The organism is Viridibacillus sp. KH_047, assembly GCF_057838945.1.
In genome coordinates this window covers 3,300,842-3,323,591 of sequence record NZ_CM174479.1, presented here as the reverse complement: position 1 = coordinate 3,323,591, position 22,750 = coordinate 3,300,842, and the positions used below count along the sequence as shown (strand labels likewise).

Genomic DNA, 22,750 nt, shown 5'->3' with positions numbered 1-22,750 from the left:
GAATGAACCACAGTCCTAGTTACACATGTAAATACAACAAAGAAAGAGGGGTTTAATTAAGCTATGATGAAAGGGCTTAAAAAATGGCGTCTATTCGGATTGTTAGCAGCACTAACGATTTTCCTTTCAGGTTGTGGCGAAGAGTATTTATCAACTTTAACTCCAGCGGGTCAAGTTGGTAAAGATCAATACAATCTACTGCTATTATCAACTGCAATTATGACGTTTGTTATTATCGTAGTGGTTATCATTTACGTGCTTGCTATTGTTAAGTTCCGACGTAAAAAAGTTGGAGAAAATACAATTCCAAAACAAGTTGAAGGTAGCCATACACTAGAAATTCTTTGGACAGCAATTCCTATCGTATTATTATTAATCTTAGCTGTTCCGACTGTAAGTTTAACTTACAAATTTGCTGATACTAAAGCGATGGAAGCGAAAGACGCTGACGGTAACGCGAAAGCGGTTACTGTAAACGTAACTGCTAAATTATATTGGTGGGAATTCGAATACCCTGAACAAGGTATCGTAACCTCACAAGAATTAGTAGTACCGACAGGTCAGAAAGTTTACTTCAATTTAAAAGCTGCTGACGTTAAACACTCATTCTGGATTCCAGCAATCGGTGGTAAAATGGATACGAACGTTGATAACATCAACAAATTCTATTTAACATTTGATAAAGAATCAGATGGTTTGAAAGACGGAGTATTCTATGGTAAATGTGCTGAGCTTTGTGGTCCTTCACATGCTTTAATGGATTTCAAAGTTAAAACATTAAGCCAAGATAACTTCAACAAGTGGGTTGATAACATGCAAGCTACTAAAGGGAAAACAGCTGATAAAAATTCAACTGATTTAGGTGAACAAGTATTCGCTAATAGTTGTATTACATGTCACGCAGTTTCTGGTGAGGGTACTGGAGGCGGAGTTGCACCTAACTTAGCTGCATTTGGAGATCGTAACCGTGTTGCTGGTTTCCTTGAACACTCAGAAGATGGTATTAAAGACTGGATTAAAAACTCACAAGAGCTTAAACCAGGGAACATAATGCCAGAAGAAAAAGCTTTAAATAATGGTAAAGAATTCACAGATGAAGAGCTTGATGCTTTAGCCGCATACTTAATGGGTCTATCTGTAGAAAAATAATTTGATTTAAATCATATTGAGGGAGGTTAAAGTTGTGAGCTCAACTGCAAAGAAAAAGGGCTTTGGCGCAACTATCTGGGACTACTTAACAACAGTAGACCATAAAAAAATCGCCATTCTTTACCTTATTGCCGGTACGTTCTTCTTCGTAGTCGGTGGTATAGAAGCAATGCTTATTCGTATCCAACTAGCAAAACCAGATAATGATTTTGTGAGTGCGGGTCTTTTCAATGAAATTATTACAATGCATGGTACAACAATGATATTCTTAGCTGCAATGCCATTGCTGTTTGCATTTATGAACGCCGCTGTACCACTACAAATTGGTGCACGTGATGTTGCTTTCCCATTCCTAAACTCTTTAGGTTTTTGGTTATTCTTATTTGGTGGTATTTTCTTAAACCTTTCATGGTTCTTAGGTGGAGCTCCTGATGCAGGTTGGACTTCTTATGCATCACTATCTCTAGCATCACCAGGCCATGGTATTGACTTTTATGCTTTAGGTTTACAAATTTCAGGTGCGGGTACACTAATCGCGGGGATTAACTTCCTTGTAACGATTATTAACATGCGTGCACCAGGTATGACATATATGCGTATGCCATTATTCACATGGACTACATTTGTAGCGTCTGCTTTAATTTTATTCGCGTTCCCTCCACTTACTGTGGGATTATTCTTCATGATTTTCGACCGTATGTTTGATGCGAACTTCTTTGATCATATTAATGGTGGTAATACAGTTATCTGGGAGCACTTATTCTGGATCTTTGGTCACCCTGAAGTATATATCTTAATACTTCCTGCATTCGGTTTATTCTCTGAGATTTTCGCGACATTCGCAAGAAAACGTTTATTCGGATACTCTTCAATGGTATTTGCGACTATCTTAATCGGTTTCTTAGGCTTCATGGTATGGGCTCACCATATGTTTACTGTAGGTCTTGGACCAACTGCAAACGCAATCTTCGCAGTAGCGACAATGGCGATTGCTGTACCAACAGGTATGAAAGTATTTAACTGGTTATTAACAATTTGGGGCGGTAACATTAAAGTTACAACACCAATGCTTTATGCATTAGGTTTCATCCCATCGTTCGTAGCTGGTGGGGTTACAGGGGTAATGCAAGCATCTGCACCTCTTGATTACCAACTACATGATTCTTACTTTATCGTAGCTCACTTCCACTATGTTATCGTTGGTGGTATCGTATTAGCATTATTTGCTTCAGCACATTATTACTGGCCTTTAATGTTTAACCAAATGTTAAATGAAACCCTTGGTAAGATTACATTTGTATTCTTCTTCATTGGGTTCCACTGTACATTCTTTGTTCAACATTTCTTAGGTTTAATGGGTATGCCACGTCGTGTGTTCACATTCATGGGCGGTCAAGGTTGGGACCAATTCAACTTAATTAGTACGGTTGGTGCTTTCTTAATGGCAATCGGTGTTATTTTACTAGTAGTAAACGTAATTATCACTGCTATTAAAAATGAACCAGCAGGACGCGATCCATGGAAAGATGGACGTACTCTTGAGTGGGCTATTCCACAACCAGTACCATATTATAACTTTAAACAAACTCCACTTGTTCGTGGATTAGATACTTTTTGGATTGAAAAAATGGAAGGAAACAAAGAGGGTATGACATATGCTGAACCAATTTCAGATATCCATATGCCAAACAACTCATTCATTCCATTCATGATTTCATTTGGTTTATTCGTTGCAGCATTTGGTGCACTTTATCACCAAGATGCAGATAAAACATGGTCAATTCCAGTTTTAATTATTGGTTTAGCGATTACATTCGCTTCAATGATTGTTCGTTCTCTTAAAGATGATTTAGGTTATCATATTCATAAAGAGGAATTAATGAATGAAAAAGGGGGTAAACACTAATGGATTTAAATAAGAAATTTACCCCACAATCTTGGCCAGCACATCCCGAGAACTCTACACTTGAAGGGAAAAACAAAACACTTGGTTTTTGGATTTTCCTTGGTGGTGAAACAGTTTTATTCGCGACTTTATTTGCGACTTTCTTAGCGCTAAAAAATAAAGGGCCAGCTGGAATGGAATTCTCAACTCAAAGTCTTTTTGAGTTACCACTTGCTTTCATTATGACGATGTTACTTTTAACTTCTTCATTAACAAGTGTTTATGCTATGTATCATATGAAAAACTATAATTTCAAAGCGATGCAAGCTTGGTTAATCGTAACTGTTTTATTAGGTTTAGGATTCCTTGGTCTTGAAATTTATGAGTTCTATCACTATGTACACCTTGGCTTTACATTTACTCAAAGTGCATTCGGTTCTTCATTCTACACTTTAGTAGGTACTCACGGATTGCACGTAATTCTAGGTTTAGCTTGGTTTATCCTGTTAATGCTACGTAACTCTAAACGTGGCTTAAACCTTTATAATGCGCCTAAGTACTACTTAGCTTCATTATACTGGCACTTTATCGACGTAGTTTGGGTATTCATCTTCACTGTAGTTTACTTGATGGGAGTGTTGGGTTAATGTCACATGACGTTGAAGCACGTACAAGAAGTAAACACGAGTATGAATATGCTCGTAAACGCGCAAACCAAGGTATGCGTAATCAAGTAACAGTATTTGCGATTATGATTTTCTTAACATTCATCGCATTTGCTGCAGTTCAAGCAGGAATGTCTGCTTACTTAGTTGCACCACTTATCTTATTATTTGCGGCTGTACAAGTAGCGCTACAATTGTATTACTTTATGCACTGGAGCGAAAAAGGTCATGGAATGGCACAATTCTTCATGTACTCTGCTGCATTCATCGCTTTTACAATGATTCTTGCTTTTGTAACAATCATTTGGTGGTAAGAACCAGAGCAAAAAACCGAGTCTATTACAGGCTCGGTTTTTTGCTTTTTTGCTAGATAGTGTTTGAAGCTGGAAGATGCAATCAAGCTTTAAGTATAAAGTCTCGAATCGTTTTTGTTCTCACAGTCAAAATCAGAAGAGATGACTTTGATTCGAAAATTCCAGAGCTTGTCGAGGGCCCACAGGATGTGGGTCACGTAACCGTTGCAGCAGGACGCCGCGAACTTAGGTTACGTTCCTTAAAACAAACACGCAAAGCATTAACTGAGATATCCAGCTTCAGGCGCTAGCTACTCGCGACGTTTCGGCCGGGCGCTCAAAGTCTAAAGGCGACTTTGGCTTCCGTCCTCCAACGTGTTTCGTAGCTGAACGAGCGCCTGAAGCATTTAATAATAAATTGTCATGATTCGTTCATTGAAGTTCGTGGGGTTGGGACTTATAATGGAAGTATTGAGACTAAAGGAGCGAAATACTATGCCTCTGAGTATATTTGGATTTCAAGCAATGTGGAGCCCTTATTTAATAGGCGTCATTTTGTTTTTAACTGTACTATATTTTCTTATTACTGTTAAATGGAGAACAGACTTCAAAGTAAGTGAACCTTTGAAGAAACGTGAGGCGATCAATTTCGTAATCAGTATGATTTTGATATATATTGTTATGGGTTCGCCAGTCGATTTAATGGCTCATATTATGTTTGCAATGCATATGGTGCAAATGGCTTTACTACTTCTATTAATACCGATTTTCTTGATTCAAGGGATTCCAAATTGGTTATGGAAGTATGTTATTGAATTACCGTATATCAAACCTGTATTTCATTTTATGACTAAGCCCATGTTTGCTTTAGCATTTTTCGTTGCATTATTCTCTTTTTATCATATTCCAATGATTTTGGACTATATAAAACTAAATGAAACGATACATGGACTGTATACATTACTGCTGTTCGTATCAGCATTATTTATGTACTGGCCACTTATTAATTCTGTAGAGGGACAACCTCGTATGAAGGACTTACACAAAGTTGGCTATATTATCGGGAATGCGGTTCTTATCACGCCTGCTTGTGCGTTAATTATTTTTGCTTCATCTCCATTCTATGCTACATATACAGATGGCGAATTGTGGATGAAAGCAATGGAATTATGTGTGCCTGTATCAACATTAGCAGGATTATCATTATCGGGGCCTGAATTATTTACAAATATGGATCCTTTGTACGATCAACAGCTAGGCGGAATCATCATGAAGATTATTCAAGAAATTATCTTTGCAGCTGTATTAGGTAAAGTATTTGTTAGATGGTATCGTAATGAACAAGAAAACGCGGAAGAAATTACGCAAAAAGCTTTATTGGAAAGACAACAGCTAAATGCTAATCAATATCACTAATTACAAAAAGATTGTTAGGAGAAAAACGCATGAATGTACCTATTTTACCTACAATTAGTACAACCTTTATTGCATTAAGTGCTATCTTAGTAGCAATTGGTTGGGCACTAATTAAGCAAAGAAAAATTGAAGCGCATAAGAAAACAATGATTGCAGCTGCAATTTCAGCATTAATATTCTTTATCATCTACGTATCACGTACTGTATTTATTGGTAATACAGCATTTGGTGGACCTGATAATTTGAAAATCTATTATACGATTTTCCTTATATTCCATATCTGCTTGGCAACTACAGGTGCCGTTTTCGGAATCGTAACATTATTATCAGGATTCAAAAATAACCTAGTACGTCATCGTAAAATTGGACCAATTACAAGTGTGATTTGGTTCTTCACAGCCATTACAGGCGTAGCAGTATATACATTACTTTATGTATTATACAAAGGTGGAGAAACAACTTCAGTTATTAAAGCTATTTTAAGTAATTAAAGCTAAAAAGCTGTTCCCTTATTATTTTTTGGGGGAACAGCTTTTTTATTTGATAAATTTACTTAGTAATCCAGCTTCCTTAGCTGTTATAAATACCATGACAATTAATGGACCTATAAAAAAACCTAAGAACCCAAATAATTGTAAGCCGATATACATACTGATTAATGTAGCAAGTGGAGGTAATCCGATTTGAGCACTCATAACCTTGGTCTCTAATATTTGGCGGAGAATAATAATGACAACCGCTAATGCTGCCAACTTGATACCCATTGCCATTTGACCAGTAAGCATAGCGTAAATGGCCCAAGGAGCTAATATAACAATGGCACCTAAAATAGGTAATAAATCGACAAACCAAATGATTAAAGCCATAATAATGGCGTATTTCGGAACGATGAATAGTAAAGCGCAAAAAGTAACAACTAAAACGGATAAGCTAACGATTAATTCAGCTTTAATATAACCAAATAATACAATATGGAGTTTTTGAAAAAGTACTTTCCACTTTTCTGCCTTCTTTTGAGAGATATATGAATTAAATTTTTTTTTGAGTTTCGGCATTTCAGACATAAATAAAAATAGAGCAAACATATAAACAAGTAAATTGAGTAAAAAAAACGGTAGCTTAGATACGATCATTTTTAACCTATCGTAGCTAAAGAATTCGATAAATGAGGATTGAAGTCTTTCAATGACTCTGTCAATACCAAGTTGAATTTCAGTAATTACTTCAATAGGTAGATCGTGAGTAATCTTCGCTAATCGATTTTGAAGGTTCATCCAAGAGGCGGTTAATTGGTCGAAAAGTTCAGGAGCTATTTTTGATAAATGAGAGACTTGTGTGATAGCATTTGTAATGGCGAAGTACAGGATGCTTGATAATACGATTAAAAAGAGAGAGAATAAAATGATGACTGAGAATCGTCTAGATTTAATCCACTTTCGTTGTAGAAGTTGAATAAGTGGCTCAAGCAACAGAGCAGTCACAAGGGATAGTAAAATTGGTATAGATGCTGGAATCAAAATGTATAATAGTAATAGAACTATAATAGTTAGTAAGATTTTTTTTAATATACTAAAAAAATTGGATTTAGCCAATCAAATCACCTATCTTTTAAATTTACGCTCATAGTATGGATAAATTTCTAATTTTTATCCAATAAAAAAAGTGCTGAAAGATACCAGCACTTCAATAAAACTATTAAGAATGAATTTCAAATGATTTAATTTGTTTTTCAAGAGATTTCAAAATTTCTTGGCAAGATTTTACTAGATGAGCAGGGAATACTTCACCTTCACCATATTCTACGCCGTGTGGGAAGTAGTGTTTACCTAGAGCTGGTTTTAATAGTGTAATCATTGCATCATTTGCGCCGATGTCACCGTCTTTTGTGAAGCCGAATACACGTAGGTAGAATGTACCTTCACGTACATCAAAGCGTCTGTCCCAAGTTACGCGTTCGTAGTCCCAGCCTGTAGCACGGATTAAACCATGTTCGCGCATAAGATCATCAAGAAGTGTAATGTCAGCTAAAGTGTTTTCAAGTCCTGTATTTTCGAAATACATAAATTTCGTCCTCCTTTGACTCATCGTACCATATATACGTTCCATTTTATAATAGAGCAAAAATGCATCGGTTGCAATGACAACATTGTGAATACATCACGGCAATTGGTATAATAAAATAACTAAACAAATTGGGGAGAGGCCATGTGAAAGCGTTATTTCGAATATTAGTTATATTAGCAGCTATATTAGTTGTTTTCTTCTATACAAATCAGTCCGTAAAGGAAAATGAACTATTAACAGCTCCAAATTCACAAGGAAAAGTAATACCTAATCAAGATGTTCCAAATGTGAACGATAAGGCCATACCTAGACCAAAAGATGGGTTATCTACATTAGTAGGAAAGTCTACTAATGCATTAGAAAAATTAAAAGGCAAGCCAAGCCGAGTAGAACCTTCTGCTTACGGCTATGAATGGTGGGTATACGATGAGGGTTATGATGATTATTTAATGGTTGGTGTAGAGGGACGTAAAGTAACACAAGTGTATATTGCCGGTGTTAATGGTGCAGCGACACCTTTTAAAATAGGTCAGTCTTTAGATGATATATATCGATCTACTATTATTGATACGGAAGTCAATGTGCAAATTGATGAAAATATTTACACTTTTATTTTAGATGAAGAAGATATGAAAACACGTATTTTAACGATGTATGATGGTTTATATGCACAAATGTATTTTGATGCTACAGATCGAACCTTACAGGCAGTACGCTTCATAGATGGAGAAACACTTGTGAAACAGCAACCTTATGATATGACATATGTCGGAGACATGATTACACCAAACGTACCTTCATCTTATTTACAAGTTGAAATAGATTTAGCGAATCAGCGACAACTTTTTGATTTGACGAACGTTTATCGTACTCAAAAAGGTTTGCAAGCTTTAAACGCAGCAATTGATTTAAATAGTATTGCTCAAAGTCATGCTGCAAGTTTAGCACTTGGCAATTTTTCAAAAGAGGGCGTTCAGCAAGATACTTTAAAAGAGCGATTAAAAAATGCAGTTGTTAATTTTGATATGGCAGCAGAAAATATTGCGGAGGACTACTTAGATGCACCTGAAGCAATTAATGGATTACTTAATTCAGAGAAACATCGAGACACATTATTAAATGAAGATTATAATCAGCTTGGCTCAGGTGCTTTTGGTAAACACTTTTCACAGGTGTTTATTCAAAGTATAGATAGTATATCGGATGAGCCATGATGAATAGCAGGTATGATTAGTGTTCCTTGGTCCATAGAAAAAGTATTTCGAATATGCAGTGTGAGATGGTGCTTTTCTGCCGTCTCCGCTGCTTTTTTTTGCACTATTGGATGGCTATCATTGAGTAATTCATGGAATTCGGGATACGTTAATTTCGAAATTAATTCTGCGTTAGCATTATTTTTAGGATTGTAAGTCATCACTCCAGGGACGTCTTTATAGTATTCAATAAATTGTGCCTTCAAGGCAGCTCCAAGTAGCGCCGCGGTTAAATCACTACCGCCACGTCCTAACGTAGTAATATCACCCTCTGCAGTGGTACCTTGAAAACCAGGGACGATGACGCAAGAAGTCTCACTTAATGCTTTTTCTATAGCTGTTGTGTGAACAGCATGAATTTCTGCGTCACCAAAGTTATCGGATGTCTCAATGCCAATCCCTTGACCATATAACAACGTATTATCGATACCACTTTGTTCTAGTTCTGCTGAAATGACAGCTGCGGCAATCATTTCGCCACATGCTGCAACGAGGTCTTTTGATTTAGAATCGTTTTTAAAAGCACTTGTTAAGGTTAACAATGTGTCAGTGGCATAAGCATCTCCACCGCGGCCCATAGCTGAAACAACAATAACTGCCTTTTCAAATTTATGAATAGCCTTACGTATATGAAGGATGCAATGTTTACGCGAAGCTTCGGATTGCATTGCGATTCCACCAAACTTTTGAATAATCATAGTGAATACTCCCATCTTTCTTCGTGTCATTTTGTGCACTCTCTTCATACCATACAAGTGAATAGCGGATTGTAATAATGTATTCGATGATGTTAAAAACGTGCAGGAGGAAAGCAGTTGATCTTAGCAGAGCTTATTAAGGATTGGCCTTGTGAAGTACAGGGCGGCTCGATACGTGTAGAAATAAGTGGAATAACTGATGTTGCAGAACAAATCCAGCCAGGTAATATTTTCGTTGCAAGGAAAGGAAAGCAGCATAATGGTTGGCACTTTGTTTCCGAAGCAGTGGCAAAAGGAGCAGTAGCCATTGTGTATGATCAAGACCAGCCAATTGAACATTCAGAAGTTCCTCATGTTTGGGTACCTGACTGTTCAACATTTTTATCCTATGCATGTAAAGCTGTTGTAGGGGATAAAATTGAGTTATTGACTGTCATTGGGGTAACCGGAACAAATGGCAAGACAACTGTAACGCATTTTATTGGGCAGATATTACAAAAGCTTGGAGCTAAAGTAGCTGTACTTGGCACATTAGGATTATGGATAAATGGTGAGCGTCAGGATCAGAATACTTCATCTATGACCACACCACCTCCAACCTATTTGTACCCGATTTTTTCGCAATGCGTTGAATTGGGCGTGAAGTATATTATTATAGAAGCATCTTCTTTAGGATTGTCGCAACATCGATTAGATCATTGCCCAATTGACTACGGCGTATATTTAAATGTGAGTAGAGACCATTATGATGAACATGGCAGTAAGGAGAAGTATGAATTAGCCAAGAGAAAATTGGCTACTTTAGCAAATAAAATAATCGTTAATGCCGACGATCCATTTTGTTTAAATATGAAACAACATCATGTAAGATCCTTTACTTTTGGTCGACATCGAACAGCGGACATTAGCGTCATTCATAAAGAGATAAATGGTACTTCCACCGTTTTACTTGTGCAGTATTTGGAAAATCCAGTTGAACTAACGATGCCATTTGTAGGAGAGCACCACCAACAAAATGTATTAGCAGCAGTGGCAACTGTACAACAACTTGGATATCCGCTCCAAATCATTGCTCCAAGTATTCCTTACCTCATATTGCCTTCAGGAAGACAACAAGAAGTAGAGAATGATCTCGGTATACGAATCGTCATTGACTACGCTCATACACCGAGTGCTCTTGCAGCTATTTTACAATCTCTTAAATTAATATCTCAAAAGAGACTAATAGTTGTTTTTGGCTGCGGGGGAGATCGGGATCATGGAAAACGTCGTGAAATGGGGAAAGTAGCAGATAGTTTTGCTCATAAAATATGGTTAACAAGTGACAATCCTCGTAGAGAACAAGCGGATATTATCATTGCGCAAATTGCACAGGGCATTGACCTGACCCCGTATGCAATTAAAATTAATCGAAAACAAGCGATAGAAAGTGCAATAGCTGAGGCTAATCCTGGTGATACTGTTTTAATCGCTGGAAAGGGGCATGAAACGACTCAAATAATTGGTAATGAGGTAGTCCCATTTTCAGATTTTGAAATTGCTAAAGAATATATAAAACTATTAAAAACTAGGCTCAATGACGAAAAATGAGCCAGTTGCGAATGCAGTATGTTAACCAACTTCCTTTTTAATTGAAGATTCGAGTACCATAGTGCGACTACTTTGATGAATAGATTGAGTTTTGCAAATAATGTATTTTGATTAAAGATTTTCACATAATGCATTGTTAGATTACTCGTATTAACATGGTAACCATCTGATACAACGTGATTGGCGTGTATTTCTATATAAATTTAGCACTTGTCATGACATTACCATTTTATAACTTTAAGATATTTTGAATAGCAAGTGAAATTGTTCTAATGCTATATCAAGTGTTTCTGAAGTATTCGATAAAATAACGTGAAGTAATTGCTACTCAACTATAGAGAAACTCATTGAATAAATAACAGAAAGATCCTATTTATACAGAATACTCCACATTTTTTTATGTTATAACAGTAGAAATCAAAGTATTCGACTTTACTTATAAATTTATTAAGATTGATTGACCTAGATCTAGATGTACCTGTTTAAAATAACTAGTATCAAGACGGAGGATGAAAATTGACATCCTTCGTTTTTTTATTGTTTAGTAATTATTTCGATAAATCGATTTATTAATGGTGAAGATGAAAAATCCTTTAATATTAAATTATAAGAGCTAGGTTTAATTATTCTTAGAATTTTCTTTTTTTAATTGTCGTACAAGTAATGCGCCTTGAATATGATGCAAAGACACTATTTTATCGGAGGGGTATTTCATGAATTCCATACTTCCCTACTTCTTTTTAGGGGTATCTTTAGCTACACCAATTGGCCCTGTTAAAGCAACTTTATTAAATACAGGTATTAAAAATGGATTTTTCCATGCTTGGTTTTTCGGGCTTGGTGCAGTCGTCACCGATATTTTATATATGGTCATGGTGTACTTTGGCATTGGACACTTTATAGAGGTACCTTTAATAAAAACGCTACTTTGGTCATTCGGCTTTTTCGTACTTATGTATACAGGGATTGAGAATCTACTTACATTACATACTATTGAGATGGATTCAAAATTTGAAAAAGTGGTTCGTTTAAGACATTCATTATTATCAGGTTTTTTAATGGCATTGTTAAATCCATTAACAATCCTTTTTTGGTTAGGTATATATGGATCTGTCCTAGTAGGAGGAGCGGGAACATTATCAGGAGTTGAAATAATTCTTTATAGTGCATTCATATTACTAGGCATTTCTTTAGTCGATTTCATAATGGCCACTATATCAGGTGGTTCACGGAAAATTTTATCGCCATCTTTTTTGAAAATCATTTCCATTATTTCATCTTTATCGATGATTGGATTCGGTATTTATTTTGGTATTCAAGCTTACCATTCCATTTTTTAATTTGTCTTGATGTTCAAAACGCTCTTTTCCTTAGTGTACATAATGTATATCCAAACGCATAAAAAAAATCAGCAAGGAAATCATACCTTTATTAATGGAAATTAATCTAACAGTTAATAGAGGTGTATGGATGGGGAATGTGGATAATCGTGAAGACAAAGTCAGCCTTTGGTGTATAATCAGTTTGGCCTCAATTCCTTTAGTTATGACACTTGGAAATTCTATGTTAATCCCAGTGTTACCGATATTGGAAAAAAACGTGGGTATTTCTTCTTTCCAATCAAGTATGATTATTACCAGTTATTCAGTAGCGGCAATTATTCTTATTCCGGTTGCGGGTTACTTATCGGATCGTTTTGGAAGGAAAATGGTCATCTTACCGAGTTTAATCTTAGCGTTAATCGGTGGTCTAATAGCTGGTATAGCGTCTTGGAAAATGGAAAATCCGTATATGGGTATTATTATTGGAAGGATTTTGCAAGGCGCAGGGGCTTCAGGTGCTATGCCGATAGTATTACCGCTAGTAGGTGACTTATATAAAGATGATGATGAAAAAACAAGTTCCTGTTTAGGAATCATTGAAACGTCAAATACGTTCGGAAAAGTATTAAGTCCAATTCTTGGTTCATTGTTTGCAGCTTTCATATGGTTTTTACCATTCTTCTCAATATCTGCTTTTAGCTTAATCTCTATCGTACTAATTTTCTTCTTTGTAAAAGTACCTAAAGAAAAAGATGAACCAGTAAAATTAAAAGAGTTTTTGACCAATGTTAAAACCACATTTAAGAAAGAGGGAAAGTGGTTATTCACCGTATTTCTAAACGGGGCATTTGTTATGCTTATTTTGTTTGGTGCGTTATTTTTCTTATCTGAAAATCTTGAAAAAACACACGATATTAAAGGTGTAAAAAAAGGATTCGTATTAGCTATTCCTTTACTTATGCTCTGTATCGCTTCTTTTATTACTGGCAGGAAGATAAAAGGGGATATGAAGCTCATTAAGAAGCTGATGATTATTTGTTTAATTGTCCTTTCTATTAGTGTTGTGTTTGTTGGATTTACAGCAGAAAAGTTGGTTTTATTGTTAGTAGTGACCAGTATTGTGGGCATTGCAATCGGAGCAATATTACCAGTGTTAGATGCTATCATTACTGAGAATATTCGAAAAGAGGAGAGAGGTACTGTTTCTTCTTTTTATAGTTCAGCAAGATTTATCGGTGTTGCAGCAGGCCCACCTGTTATGTCATTGGTTATGGAGAAATATCTAAATATGAGTTATATTGCAGCTGGTGTGATAGGGCTTATTATCTTGTTTTTAGTATTTAAGTTCATTCAAATTGATAAAATCGGGCAAAAAAATAGCACCACATAATAAAAAGGAGCGATCAGTTAACTTAGCTGAATCGTTCCTTTTTGTTTTTTTAATATGAAAATACATAATGATTTTGCTTACTTGGAATTCAAACTGAAAAGGATGAGGAAAATTCCTGAGAATAGACAAACCATTTTGAGCAACGAAACCTTTTCGACTAAGCCGAATAAACCAATTCCAGTCGTAACAATTAAAACAGTAGGTCCAACTAATGCGAGGAGAGTATTGATATAAAATGCTTTTTCTAAGTCATTGTACTTAAACATAAAAAGTGCTGCTGTCAACTCAATACTCCCTGAACATAGTCTTAACAAAATAATTAAAAGAAGTGCTTTTTCGATAGAAATGACCACCTTGTTTTTTTCATATTCATCGTAAGTAGATAACTTAGCTCGTACAGAAGTAGTGAAAACTGATTTAAGAGAAATATGTAAATTTAGTTTATTGGTAACTATCATTTTGGCTTTTCTATAGTGTATGTATGCTTTTCCACTATTATCAATAAGTCATGCTTTTTGATAAAATAGTTGCGACAGTTAATAAGTGGGGATGAGTTGTTCAGGGCATTTTTTATAGTGCAATTGTACAAGGGAGATTTAAGATTTGGTTTGAAGAAAGATTCGAAAAAGGCTAGGGGGCTTTAAACGAATAACTTTTTTTCAATCGCTAACTTAACAATAAAACAGTAAATCTGTTATGATATTAATGGAATGGGGGAATGAAATATGATGATGACTTCAGAGTGGGCACAAATCCTTGATGAAGTAGATGTCCTGAGTAAAATGATACGATCCTCCAAAGAAATCGCAACGTTGCAGCATGCCTACAACAGTGTGTATTCCGATGTTGAACTTGTAGAAGAAATTGCTTCATTCCAACGGATGAAAGAGCAATACGAGGATGTTCAACGTTTTGGGAAGTATCATCCAGATTACCAAACAATTATGAAATCGATCCGTTTGCAAAAACGTAAACTCGATTTAAACGATAAAATAGCAGCTCTTAAAGTTGCCGAAAATGATTATCAAGATTTACTAGATGAAATCAGTTTGTTAATCGGCAAAACGGTATCAGAGGCTGTAAAAGTGCCTGTTAGTAATCCATTCTTAAACTCTAGCTCCTCATGTGGTTCGGGTTGTGGAACTGGCGGTAGTTGTTCTTGTTCAGCATAAGAAAAAGACTTATACGAATTTCGTATAAGTCTTTTTTCTTATATATAACTCTGTTATTCATTTAATAGTTCAATTGCTAAATCAGGGCGATCAGTAACAATACCTTTGGCACCGACTGCGAGTAATTGTTCCATTGTTGATACGTCATTGATTGTCCAATAATGTACCGGAATATTCAAGTTTTCTAAGAAACGTATAAAGCTAGCATTATCTAAAGCAAAAACACCAAATTTCGATGGAATTTGGAATACGTCAACTTTTGGATGGTATAGATGGCCGAATTGACTAGTGAAGGAAGTATAAGCCTTTTTCACTTCGCCCTGACCAGCACCTAAAGCAACCTTATTTTGAGCATAAAGATTGAATCGATCGATTTGTTCGTCGAAGAAGCTTGTCACAACAACCCGATTTTCGACACCTAACTCTTCGATTAAACGCCAAAGTTTTGAAGGCATTAGTCCTCCCTCATATGTATCTGGCGCATCTTTCATATCAATATTTACGAGCATTTGAGGGAATTCTTCTAACAATGAACGTAATGTAACAATTGATTGTTTATCCTCTCGATATGGTAAGTAACCATCCAAATCAACAAAATTATAGCCAAAGTTTAATAACTGTAATTCTTCTAAAGTTAAATCTGCTACGCGACCTGATCCGTCACAAGTACGATCAACATACTCATCATGGAAAACAACGATTTCTTCATCTTTTGTTAAACGAATATCGATTTCGAAGCCGTGTACACCGAGTTCTGCTGCTTTGCGGAATGCAGCCATTGTATGTTCTGGTGCTAAATGTGAGCCGCCACGATGTGCAAGTACAATCGGTTGGTCATATTGTAATGCATCTTTATCGCTTCGTTTTTGAGGTTTTGAAAGAGCTTTTGAACCTGCCCATGCTGCTGCGCTTGCCGCTGCAATTGCGATTGCAACTTTCGTTTTCTTTCCCATTATAGTCCTCCTCTAAATGCAGACTTCTAATTTTATTATAACGGATAAACCATATCTCTGTCAGCTAAACTTGGTTGCGATTGAATTCCAAGCTATGGTATTCTTGTTTGTAAGAAAAGAGGGAATCCATATGAAAGACCGACAAGGCCTGATTGTGTATGTCCATCATTTAAAACAAGCAAAATCTTTGCGAAGATATGGACATGTACATTATATTTCAAGAAAATTAAAATATGTTGTACTTTATTGTGATCAAGATGAAATTGAAGCGACGATGGCCAAAATGATACGACTTCCGTATGTTAAAAACGCAGTGCCCTCATATCGTCCTTTTGTATCAACTGAGTTTGAAAATGCGAAACCTGATAAGGCAAAAGAATACGATTATAAAACTGATTTATAAAACTTTGGTTATATTTGTCGATAAAAAGAACATCCAGTATATTGTTGTCAAACTGAATGGAAATTGATGAAACGTATCAGTTAGTGCATGGGTGGGATATAATGATTGAGACGCATAATACCAATAAGATATTGGTAATAGAGAGTAGTTTCTGCAAATTCAGATGAGTGTTTTACGTTTAACGTAATTGCTTGTCTACCGATTTCAGTTATTTTATTTTCGAATAGTTGTACTCGTTTAGAGGGCTTTGTTTTTGAATGCGAAATACCTTCTCTACAAATATAAAGTGGTGTAAATTTACTTTCACCAACTGGATTAAAAGCTACGGCAAGAGAAGCTACAGTTTTGCCGTTATGTTCAGCTACAAGTATGAAGGCATTACGATAGCGATGCTGATTTGTTTCGGCAAGTTCGCATAGTTCAAAAACGTCACCAAAACCTTTGCCGAGTTCAATAAATTGTTGAATCATTGTTCGTACACATCCTTTCCTAACACATAGTATCATGATGCAGGAGGATTAGCACATGAAATTTGCTGCCAGCTTATTTTCAATTTTATTATTTTTAAACGGCATAATGTTAACTTTTCAGTACCATGTCTTTTCGGATCAATTGTCTGAAGAGGATAAGGCATTTAACTATGACCAAGAAATAGAAGTGATTTATCGTAAAGGAAAGTTGATAGTGAATCATCACTTTACCGACCTCCCTCAAGATAATGTGAAGCTTATTTGGCCAACTCAGAGTAAGAAAAAGGCATGTCTTTTAGATGATATCAAAAGTTGCGAACGTTTAAATGAGCAACTAACTCAGCTAAAAGCAGGAGATGAAAAGAACCAATCCATCTCATATGAGTTTCCAATATCTAAAAAAGGGCTTACTTCAGGTGAAATTTTGCGTAATATTTTTTTAACTCTACAAAATGGAACCCCAGTACATACAAAGGTTCACATTTCCGATGAGACAAAATCGGGTGGTCAATGGTTTACTGGTCTACAATTAGTAGGTCAAAAAACACTTGATCTAGTAGATTATTCAATGTATAGCGGTTACGGAGCAGTGACTGATTTATATTGGCAAAAACAAAAGTTGAAAACGGTCTTTGAAAATGAGCAAGTCACTTTATATAGTGACAAGGCGATATCGAAGGATTTAAAAACAGATTTAAAAGAATTTTCTTTGGAAGGCTTTAATCATGTAGCGATTATGCAAAGTTCAAAGAAAAACTCAGCTTCACGAATTTTATTTACCCCAGTATTTAATATTGGTTCTATTGAACAGAAAATAGTCATGTCACAGATTGGACAACAATATGACTTTGTAAGTAATAATAATTGGTTGCCAATCGCCGTTGCGTCCTTTATATCTGGGAAAGAAATTGGCTCTGATAAGGCGCATGAAATCACTCAGATTGTAAATAAGTACATGACAAGTGAACAAGCAAAAGTATGGAAAAAAAGTTTGTTAGCTCAAAAAGGTGAAGTGATTTCACCAAAAGGACTTGACAAATTGTTGTCTAAAACGCTTGATTTACAAACGTCATTTTTTGAAATGAATGACAATGATCGTACTGAGATTGCTCCGTTGTTATTTGAAGATGCGCGACATGTGTATTTGAATGATACTGAGGATGATGATGCGCAAGTTATTTTCAAAGATGGCCGTATTTTTTATAAAGCGGTACCGGTATTAAATAGTCTTGGCTATGAAGTAAGCAAAGGGAAAAATGGATTGTATATAGAAAGTAATACGCGAAATTTCAGATTCCCAATGACTGAGCCATTCTATGTCTATAATCAAAAACGCTATAATATCATTTCGCAACCTTTCGAAAAATTTGGTGACGATTATTATGTGGAAGAAGCATGGCTTGTTAGGTTATTCTTAGTCGATGTAGAAAAGTCGGATGACAAAATTAATATTGCGCCATCTGCTATTTTGAATTAAAATCGATTAAAAATGTAAGTAAGAGAAGGTTCGGTGAAACAATGAGAGTGATTGCTGGTGACAGAAAAGGGATGCCTTTAAAAGCGGTATCTGGCACAACCACTAGACCAACAACAGATAAAGTTAAAGAATCATTATTCAATATATTAGGTCCGTTTTTTGACGGTGGTACCGTTTTGGACTTATTTGCAGGTAGTGGTGGACTAGGTATTGAAGCCATTAGTAGAGGAATGGATAAAGGGATTTTCATTGAAAAAGATGGACGTGCCTTCCAAAATCTAAAAGAAAACATACAAAAATGTCGTTATGAAGAACAGACTGAGCTTTTTCGAAACGATGCAGTTAGAGCTATGAAAGCTCTTATAAAAAAAGGCGTACAAGTTGACTTAATCTTTTTAGATCCACCTTATAAAAAACGAGCATATTATGATTTAGTAGAAGAAATAGTATCAAATAATGTTATCTCAAGCTCTGGTACGATTGTTTGTGAACACGATCGTGATACTGATTTACCAGAAACCTTCCTACATTTCGAAAAAATACGTGAAGAGAGTTATGGTAGCATTATTATTTCATTTTATCGTTCGATGAAGGAAGAAGGAGAATCCATTGAATAAAATAGCTGTTGTACCGGGGACTTTTGATCCAATTACGAACGGACATTTAGATATTATTAAACGTGCCGCCGATATTTTTGATGAAGTTTATGTTGCTGTGATGAATAATTCCTCGAAAAAACCATTGTTTAATGTGGATGAAAGAATGGATTTAATTACACAAGTAACATGCGACATGCCAAATGTTAAAGTGGATTCATCTTCTGGCTTATTAATCGACTATGCAAAGAAATGTAATGCAGATGCCATAGTACGTGGTTTACGAGCAGTTTCAGACTTTGAGTATGAAATGCAGATCACATCGATGAACCGCTTCCTTGACGAGCAAATTGAAACATTTTTCATCATGACAAAAAATAAATACTCATTTTTGAGTTCTAGTATTGTTAAAGAAGTATCACAATATGGTGGAGATATCCATGGGTTAGTACCAGATATCGTTGAAGTTGCATTAAAAGAAAAGTTCAATTCGAAATAAAAGTAAGGCTGTTCTATGATGTACATCATAAAACAGCCTTTTTTGCGGTGATTTTCATAAGAAAATCACCCAGTACAGTAGAGGGAGTATAGGTATCATAATCAAGCGTAATAAAAAGTATGGAACAAGAGGGATATCAGCGTCCTTAGCTAAAACTGCAACTTGCAAATGAATACTTAAACCTTGAACCGCTAAAATAGTCATAAGCCATAAAGGCAAGTAAGCAGAACTTGCAAATGATTGTGTTGCAATATGTAAGCTAGAGGTCATTTCTAACACTGCATATAAAGAAACGGCCAAAACTGCAGGCAAATCATGAAAGAAATGAAGTAATGTCTTTGCAATCACATGGCTAATTGTAGTGAAAAATATAACAGTTGTACCAACCAAAAGGACAGTCGGAATACTACCTTTCATACTTTCAATTAAAGGAAATGAATCACGTTTTATTTCCTTTTTCATGGACGTTGTTTCAGCAGGACGTTTAGAAAACAATATGAAAATACCAAGTGTTACTAAATTTACACTATGTATTAGCAGTAACATTTGCCAACCAATTGAGGCATTTTCAAGTAATTCATAACCAACAAAGCCAATCATAAAGAGTGGACTAGGGGCATGACAAATAGCAAGTAGAAACTTACTTTCTCGTAGTGTTAATTGCTGTTCCTTTGTCATAAAAGCGATTGTCGCTGCACCAGTTGGAAATCCTCCTAACGCACTTATGCCATATGCTTTTAAGTAAAGAGCGGTCTTAGATGAATTACTATTGCCCTGATTTGTCAGGCGTAGTAACCATTGGGTCAATATTAGATAGGGCAATAAATAGGGGAAGAGTGCGTTCATAAATAATTTGATGCCCACATCTGCCCCCTCATGAGCAATACCTGGTTGCAAGAGTAATAAAGCAATAAGTACCCAACAAATAATGATGTTCATACGAGAAACGAGAATTAGCTCCACCCATTCTTATCTTTTTGTAAGTCGAATTCACAAATACTAAAATTATTTTTAAAAAAATCGAACAAACCTTCTAATGTTTCGTCATATACATAGCTTAAGAGTTTGTTAATTGGAGGTACATGTCTTGAATATCAAGAAATTTATAGGTTTTATAGTCATTGCTGCAATTGCGGTTTTAGGTTTTGTCTATCCATTACCTTATTATATTATGCAGCCAGGTGGAGCTTATGAGCTTTCGCAGTTTGTAGAGGTAGAAAATGCAAAATCAGACAGCGAAGGAACAATGAGTCTCATGACTGTATCGATGTCTAAAGCAACACCTTTTACTTATGCTGGTGCTAAGTTAAGTAGTCGAAAAGAATTGCTTCCAGAAACGCAAGTAAGAAGTCCACATGAGAGTGAGGACGAATATAATTTGCGTCAATTAAAACTGATGACGGATTCACAATTTAACGCCAAATATGTTGCTTTTAAAAAGGCAAATAAAGAATATGAGATTAAGTATAACGGCGTTTATGTTGTGTATGTTTTAGAAGACGGTGCTAGTGACGGTATTTTAAAACCTGGTGACCAAGTGATTGGAATAGATGGAAAAAAAATTATTCGTCAAACAGAATTGATCGACTATTTAGCAGAAAAAAAATCCGGTGATAAAGTAAAACTTACTATCATTCGAGATGAAAAAGAGCAAACAAAATCTGTTACTTTAAAAGAAATACCTGGGACAAAAGGAAAAGTTGGTATTGGGATTACTTTCACAGAAAATAAATCAATTACAACTAATCCAAATGTAAAAATCGAAGCGGATGAAATTGGTGGTCCTTCTGCAGGGTTAATGTTCACATTAGAAATCATCAATCAATTAACGGAAGGCGATCTCACAAAAGGATATAACGTAGCAGGCACAGGTGAAATGTTAGAATCAGGTGAAGTTGGCCGAATTGGTGGTATTGATAAGAAAATAATTGCTGCAGAAGACGGTGGTATCGAAATTTTCTTTGCTCCAGACGATACAATTACGGATGAAGTAAAAAAATTAAATCCAGGAATCAAAACAAATTATGAGATAGCTGTTGAAACCGCAAAAAAAATAGACACGAAAATGAAAATCGTGCCTGTAAAAACAGTAGATGATGCATTAAAATATTTAAATGACTTAAAACAAAAATAATTTTTATACACGAATGGGCGGGGTTTTATAATCCAAGCCCATTTTTTTTGTATTTGCAGGTCCGCTAAGCGCAAGCATATACAAATCGGTGGCATGGATATCTTGCATTAACATTGCATCGTCAGAGCTCGCTACACGGCTAATAATAGGTAATGTAAAATTCTTTTTCTTCGAGGACAAATATTTTTGACCATTTTCAGTCATCCCTAACAAGCGAATATACGAAGGCTGCTTAAAGGTTTTTAAACGTTCCCAAGTAAAGCCGGTAAAAATATGTGTTAACATACGTTGTATACGTGTCCATGTGTAGCGTTTTGATTTAACTTTTTGCATAAACGACACAAAAGATTCACTTTCTTTTGCAGCACGTAGTAGCAAATATTCAATACCTTCCGTAACTTCTGCAAAACTTGCTAGTTCTAGTGGTGTATGACGAATGATTGTAAAGCGTAAAAGTGGCCAGAAAGCCTGCCAACTTCCAAAAGTGTTATTTGAATGATGCCATTCTTCTAATCCTTTAAAAGACGCCTGAGGCATGTAGGAGGCGATTCCATCAATCGAACCCTCTTCAAAAACTGCCTGTCTAATTCCGGTAGCACTAGCAATCGTTGAATCGACTTCAATAGCATCATGATAATCAGCTTTAATACGTTGGATTGTTACAGCTTTTATATTCGAATGAATTTTATTTGCTGCTTCAATATAATGAAAACCTAAAATATTATTTGGTTTTGATAAATCTACGAATGACAGTTCATTTGTTGGGATAAGCTGTTTATATGCCGTATTTAACGCTTGAGGATAGCTTATACCTGTTTGGATAGAATCCCTTATCATTTGCTGTAAAGTATCGTTATGCTCTTGTAACAGGCTAAAACTGTTTAAAAACGGTGTTATATTACCTTCTTCACTACCAAATGAAAAATAGTCACAGCACATAGCGTCTAATATGCTTATACCACCTTTAGCAAAATCGGATGCTTGAGCCGTTGCGTACACATAAGGTAATTCGACAACAAGGTCTGCACCTGAAGCAAGAGCCATCTTAGTTCTCGTCCATTTATCGACAAAAGAAGGTTCACCTCTTTGTAAAAAATGACCACTCATCACGGCAATGACAATATCTGCCTTTGTCTCTACACGTGATTGTCTGATATGATGGAGGTGGCCGTTATGAAAAGGATTGTATTCTACAATTACACCGGTTGCTATCAAATCTTCACCCCATTTACACTCTTTATCCGTAATTATACGGAGAGTTTGTAGTAGTGACAAGAAAATATCTTGACATCTATAATTTAGCATTATATAATCAACTTTG

24 protein-coding genes are annotated in these 22,750 nt (G+C 35.7%); 16 read left to right on the top strand and 8 right to left on the bottom strand.

All coding sequences use genetic code 11. The features are described 5' to 3' along the window. Positions 1-63: 63 nt before the first annotated feature. The 6 genes from coxB to AC3IS5_RS16400 all read left to right on the top strand — a co-directional run bounded on the left by coxB (position 64) and on the right by AC3IS5_RS16400 (position 5,899). Entirely contained in the window at positions 64-1,149 is a 1,086-nt protein-coding gene (coxB, locus tag AC3IS5_RS16425) for a cytochrome c oxidase subunit II (protein ID WP_489425351.1), read from the top strand. 34 nt (positions 1,150-1,183) lie between these two features. Continuing rightward, the gene (gene ctaD / locus AC3IS5_RS16420) at positions 1,184-3,055 is read left to right on the top strand and encodes a cytochrome c oxidase subunit I (protein ID WP_489425350.1); all 1,872 of its coding nucleotides are present in this window, start codon (positions 1,184-1,186) and stop codon (positions 3,053-3,055) included. After that, positions 3,055-3,681 carry a cytochrome (ubi)quinol oxidase subunit III gene (locus AC3IS5_RS16415; RefSeq protein WP_038183699.1) on the top strand — a complete coding sequence of 209 codons (627 nt, stop codon included), beginning with the start codon at positions 3,055-3,057 and terminating at the stop codon, positions 3,679-3,681. Before ctaD ends, AC3IS5_RS16415 begins: the two co-directional genes overlap by 1 nt. Continuing rightward, positions 3,681-4,013, top strand: coding sequence for a cytochrome C oxidase subunit IV family protein (locus tag AC3IS5_RS16410; protein ID WP_038183700.1), 333 nt, complete (start codon positions 3,681-3,683; stop codon positions 4,011-4,013). The genes AC3IS5_RS16415 and AC3IS5_RS16410 overlap by 1 nt, the downstream gene beginning before the upstream one ends. 474 nt (positions 4,014-4,487) lie before the next feature. Then, positions 4,488-5,408: a cytochrome c oxidase assembly factor CtaG gene (gene ctaG, locus AC3IS5_RS16405; RefSeq protein ID WP_489425349.1), complete on the top strand. Its 921-nt coding sequence runs from the start codon at positions 4,488-4,490 to the stop codon at positions 5,406-5,408. A 29-nt stretch (positions 5,409-5,437) separates the two neighbouring features. After that, positions 5,438-5,899, top strand: a complete 462-nt coding sequence (locus tag AC3IS5_RS16400; RefSeq protein ID WP_489425348.1) for a DUF420 domain-containing protein — start codon at positions 5,438-5,440, stop codon at positions 5,897-5,899. Between the two features lie 45 nt (positions 5,900-5,944). Here the strand turns inward: AC3IS5_RS16400 and ytvI are convergent, their stop codons facing one another. Both ytvI and AC3IS5_RS16390 read right to left on the bottom strand, forming a co-directional pair. Next, positions 5,945-7,000 carry a sporulation integral membrane protein YtvI gene (gene ytvI, locus AC3IS5_RS16395; protein ID WP_489425347.1) on the bottom strand — a complete coding sequence of 352 codons (1,056 nt, stop codon included), beginning with the start codon at positions 6,998-7,000 and terminating at the stop codon, positions 5,945-5,947. Positions 7,001-7,103: 103 nt separating this feature from the next. Further along, positions 7,104-7,469: a YugN family protein gene (locus tag AC3IS5_RS16390; protein WP_489425346.1), complete on the bottom strand. Its 366-nt coding sequence runs from the start codon at positions 7,467-7,469 to the stop codon at positions 7,104-7,106. A gap of 146 nt (positions 7,470-7,615) precedes the next feature. On the opposite strand from AC3IS5_RS16390, the gene AC3IS5_RS16385 reads away from it, so the two are divergent. Then, on the top strand, positions 7,616-8,686 hold the full coding sequence (locus tag AC3IS5_RS16385; RefSeq protein WP_489425345.1) for a CAP domain-containing protein: 1,071 nt from the start codon (positions 7,616-7,618) through the stop codon (positions 8,684-8,686). Here the strand turns inward: AC3IS5_RS16385 and AC3IS5_RS16380 are convergent. After that, a complete protein-coding gene (locus AC3IS5_RS16380; protein ID WP_489425344.1) occupies positions 8,653-9,423 on the bottom strand; it encodes an amino acid kinase family protein in 771 nt (256 codons plus the stop codon). The two genes, AC3IS5_RS16385 and AC3IS5_RS16380, sit on opposite strands and share 34 nt — an antisense overlap. Positions 9,424-9,540: 117 nt before the next feature. Between AC3IS5_RS16380 and AC3IS5_RS16375 the strand changes: the two genes are divergently transcribed. From AC3IS5_RS16375 to AC3IS5_RS16365, 3 genes are all read left to right on the top strand, one after another. Next, positions 9,541-11,013: a UDP-N-acetylmuramoyl-L-alanyl-D-glutamate--2,6-diaminopimelate ligase gene (locus tag AC3IS5_RS16375; protein ID WP_489425343.1), complete on the top strand. Its 1,473-nt coding sequence runs from the start codon at positions 9,541-9,543 to the stop codon at positions 11,011-11,013. Between the two features lie 713 nt (positions 11,014-11,726). Further along, complete coding sequence (locus AC3IS5_RS16370) at positions 11,727-12,353, top strand: LysE family transporter (protein ID WP_489425342.1); 627 nt, start codon at positions 11,727-11,729, stop codon at positions 12,351-12,353. Between the two features lie 130 nt (positions 12,354-12,483). Beyond that, the gene (locus tag AC3IS5_RS16365; RefSeq protein ID WP_489425341.1) at positions 12,484-13,725 is read left to right on the top strand and encodes an MFS transporter; all 1,242 of its coding nucleotides are present in this window, start codon (positions 12,484-12,486) and stop codon (positions 13,723-13,725) included. Positions 13,726-13,802: 77 nt separating this feature from the next. Here AC3IS5_RS16365 and AC3IS5_RS16360 read toward each other — a convergent pair whose 3' ends face one another. Then, positions 13,803-14,078 (bottom strand): YqhV family protein, encoded by a 276-nt coding sequence (locus AC3IS5_RS16360; RefSeq protein ID WP_489427921.1) that lies wholly within the window; start codon positions 14,076-14,078, stop codon positions 13,803-13,805. A 372-nt stretch (positions 14,079-14,450) separates the two neighbouring features. Between AC3IS5_RS16360 and AC3IS5_RS16355 the strand changes: the two genes are divergently transcribed. Further along, entirely contained in the window at positions 14,451-14,897 is a 447-nt protein-coding gene (locus tag AC3IS5_RS16355) for a YlbF/YmcA family competence regulator (protein ID WP_193738638.1), read from the top strand. Positions 14,898-14,950: 53 nt separating this feature from the next. Here the strand turns inward: AC3IS5_RS16355 and AC3IS5_RS16350 are convergent, their stop codons facing one another. Then, positions 14,951-15,850 carry a glycerophosphodiester phosphodiesterase family protein gene (locus tag AC3IS5_RS16350; RefSeq protein WP_489425340.1) on the bottom strand — a complete coding sequence of 300 codons (900 nt, stop codon included), beginning with the start codon at positions 15,848-15,850 and terminating at the stop codon, positions 14,951-14,953. Between the two features lie 130 nt (positions 15,851-15,980). On the opposite strand from AC3IS5_RS16350, the gene AC3IS5_RS16345 reads away from it, so the two are divergent. Beyond that, complete coding sequence (locus AC3IS5_RS16345; protein ID WP_053417558.1) at positions 15,981-16,253, top strand: YlbG family protein; 273 nt, start codon at positions 15,981-15,983, stop codon at positions 16,251-16,253. Between the two features lie 80 nt (positions 16,254-16,333). Here the strand turns inward: AC3IS5_RS16345 and AC3IS5_RS16340 are convergent, their stop codons facing one another. Further along, positions 16,334-16,723, bottom strand: a complete 390-nt coding sequence (locus AC3IS5_RS16340; RefSeq protein WP_489425339.1) for a DUF7147 family protein — start codon at positions 16,721-16,723, stop codon at positions 16,334-16,336. A gap of 55 nt (positions 16,724-16,778) precedes the next feature. Here AC3IS5_RS16340 and AC3IS5_RS16335 point away from each other — a divergent pair, with 55 nt between their 5' ends. From AC3IS5_RS16335 to coaD, 3 genes are read left to right on the top strand one after another with little or no spacing between them, the layout of a single operon-like run. Next, positions 16,779-18,200, top strand: coding sequence for a hypothetical protein (locus tag AC3IS5_RS16335; RefSeq protein WP_489425338.1), 1,422 nt, complete (start codon positions 16,779-16,781; stop codon positions 18,198-18,200). A gap of 41 nt (positions 18,201-18,241) precedes the next feature. Beyond that, a complete protein-coding gene (gene rsmD, locus AC3IS5_RS16330; protein ID WP_489425337.1) occupies positions 18,242-18,817 on the top strand; it encodes a 16S rRNA (guanine(966)-N(2))-methyltransferase RsmD in 576 nt (191 codons plus the stop codon). Further along, positions 18,810-19,295: a pantetheine-phosphate adenylyltransferase gene (gene coaD, locus AC3IS5_RS16325; RefSeq protein WP_489425336.1), complete on the top strand. Its 486-nt coding sequence runs from the start codon at positions 18,810-18,812 to the stop codon at positions 19,293-19,295. Before rsmD ends, coaD begins: the two co-directional genes overlap by 8 nt. A 54-nt stretch (positions 19,296-19,349) precedes the next feature. Here coaD and AC3IS5_RS16320 read toward each other — a convergent pair whose 3' ends face one another. Beyond that, positions 19,350-20,159: a hypothetical protein gene (locus AC3IS5_RS16320; RefSeq protein ID WP_489425335.1), complete on the bottom strand. Its 810-nt coding sequence runs from the start codon at positions 20,157-20,159 to the stop codon at positions 19,350-19,352. A gap of 223 nt (positions 20,160-20,382) precedes the next feature. On the opposite strand from AC3IS5_RS16320, the gene AC3IS5_RS16315 reads away from it, so the two are divergent. Continuing rightward, on the top strand, positions 20,383-21,429 hold the full coding sequence (locus AC3IS5_RS16315; RefSeq protein WP_489425334.1) for a SepM family pheromone-processing serine protease: 1,047 nt from the start codon (positions 20,383-20,385) through the stop codon (positions 21,427-21,429). A gap of 3 nt (positions 21,430-21,432) precedes the next feature. Here the strand turns inward: AC3IS5_RS16315 and AC3IS5_RS16310 are convergent, their stop codons facing one another. Continuing rightward, entirely contained in the window at positions 21,433-22,644 is a 1,212-nt protein-coding gene (locus tag AC3IS5_RS16310) for a nucleotidyltransferase (protein WP_489425333.1), read from the bottom strand. Positions 22,645-22,750: the final 106 nt, after the last annotated feature.

Excerpts from the sequence above, each read along its gene's own strand:
- coxB (WP_489425351.1), top strand. The coding sequence starts at position 64 with ATGATGAAAGGGCTTAAAAAATGGCGTCTATTCGGATTGTTAGCAGCA.
- AC3IS5_RS16415 (WP_038183699.1), top strand. The coding sequence starts at position 3,055 with ATGGATTTAAATAAGAAATTTACCCCACAATCTTGGCCAGCACATCCC.
- AC3IS5_RS16410 (WP_038183700.1), top strand. The coding sequence starts at position 3,681 with ATGTCACATGACGTTGAAGCACGTACAAGAAGTAAACACGAGTATGAA.
- ctaG (WP_489425349.1), top strand. The coding sequence starts at position 4,488 with ATGCCTCTGAGTATATTTGGATTTCAAGCAATGTGGAGCCCTTATTTA.
- AC3IS5_RS16400 (WP_489425348.1), top strand. The coding sequence starts at position 5,438 with ATGAATGTACCTATTTTACCTACAATTAGTACAACCTTTATTGCATTA.
- AC3IS5_RS16390 (WP_489425346.1), bottom strand. The coding sequence starts at position 7,469 with ATGTATTTCGAAAATACAGGACTTGAAAACACTTTAGCTGACATTACA.
- AC3IS5_RS16380 (WP_489425344.1), bottom strand. The coding sequence starts at position 9,423 with ATGATTATTCAAAAGTTTGGTGGAATCGCAATGCAATCCGAAGCTTCG.
- AC3IS5_RS16370 (WP_489425342.1), top strand. The coding sequence starts at position 11,727 with ATGAATTCCATACTTCCCTACTTCTTTTTAGGGGTATCTTTAGCTACA.
- AC3IS5_RS16365 (WP_489425341.1), top strand. The coding sequence starts at position 12,484 with ATGGGGAATGTGGATAATCGTGAAGACAAAGTCAGCCTTTGGTGTATA.
- AC3IS5_RS16355 (WP_193738638.1), top strand. The coding sequence starts at position 14,451 with ATGATGATGACTTCAGAGTGGGCACAAATCCTTGATGAAGTAGATGTC.
- AC3IS5_RS16350 (WP_489425340.1), bottom strand. The coding sequence starts at position 15,850 with ATGGGAAAGAAAACGAAAGTTGCAATCGCAATTGCAGCGGCAAGCGCA.
- AC3IS5_RS16345 (WP_053417558.1), top strand. The coding sequence starts at position 15,981 with ATGAAAGACCGACAAGGCCTGATTGTGTATGTCCATCATTTAAAACAA.
- AC3IS5_RS16340 (WP_489425339.1), bottom strand. The coding sequence starts at position 16,723 with ATGATTCAACAATTTATTGAACTCGGCAAAGGTTTTGGTGACGTTTTT.
- AC3IS5_RS16335 (WP_489425338.1), top strand. The coding sequence starts at position 16,779 with ATGAAATTTGCTGCCAGCTTATTTTCAATTTTATTATTTTTAAACGGC.
- rsmD (WP_489425337.1), top strand. The coding sequence starts at position 18,242 with ATGAGAGTGATTGCTGGTGACAGAAAAGGGATGCCTTTAAAAGCGGTA.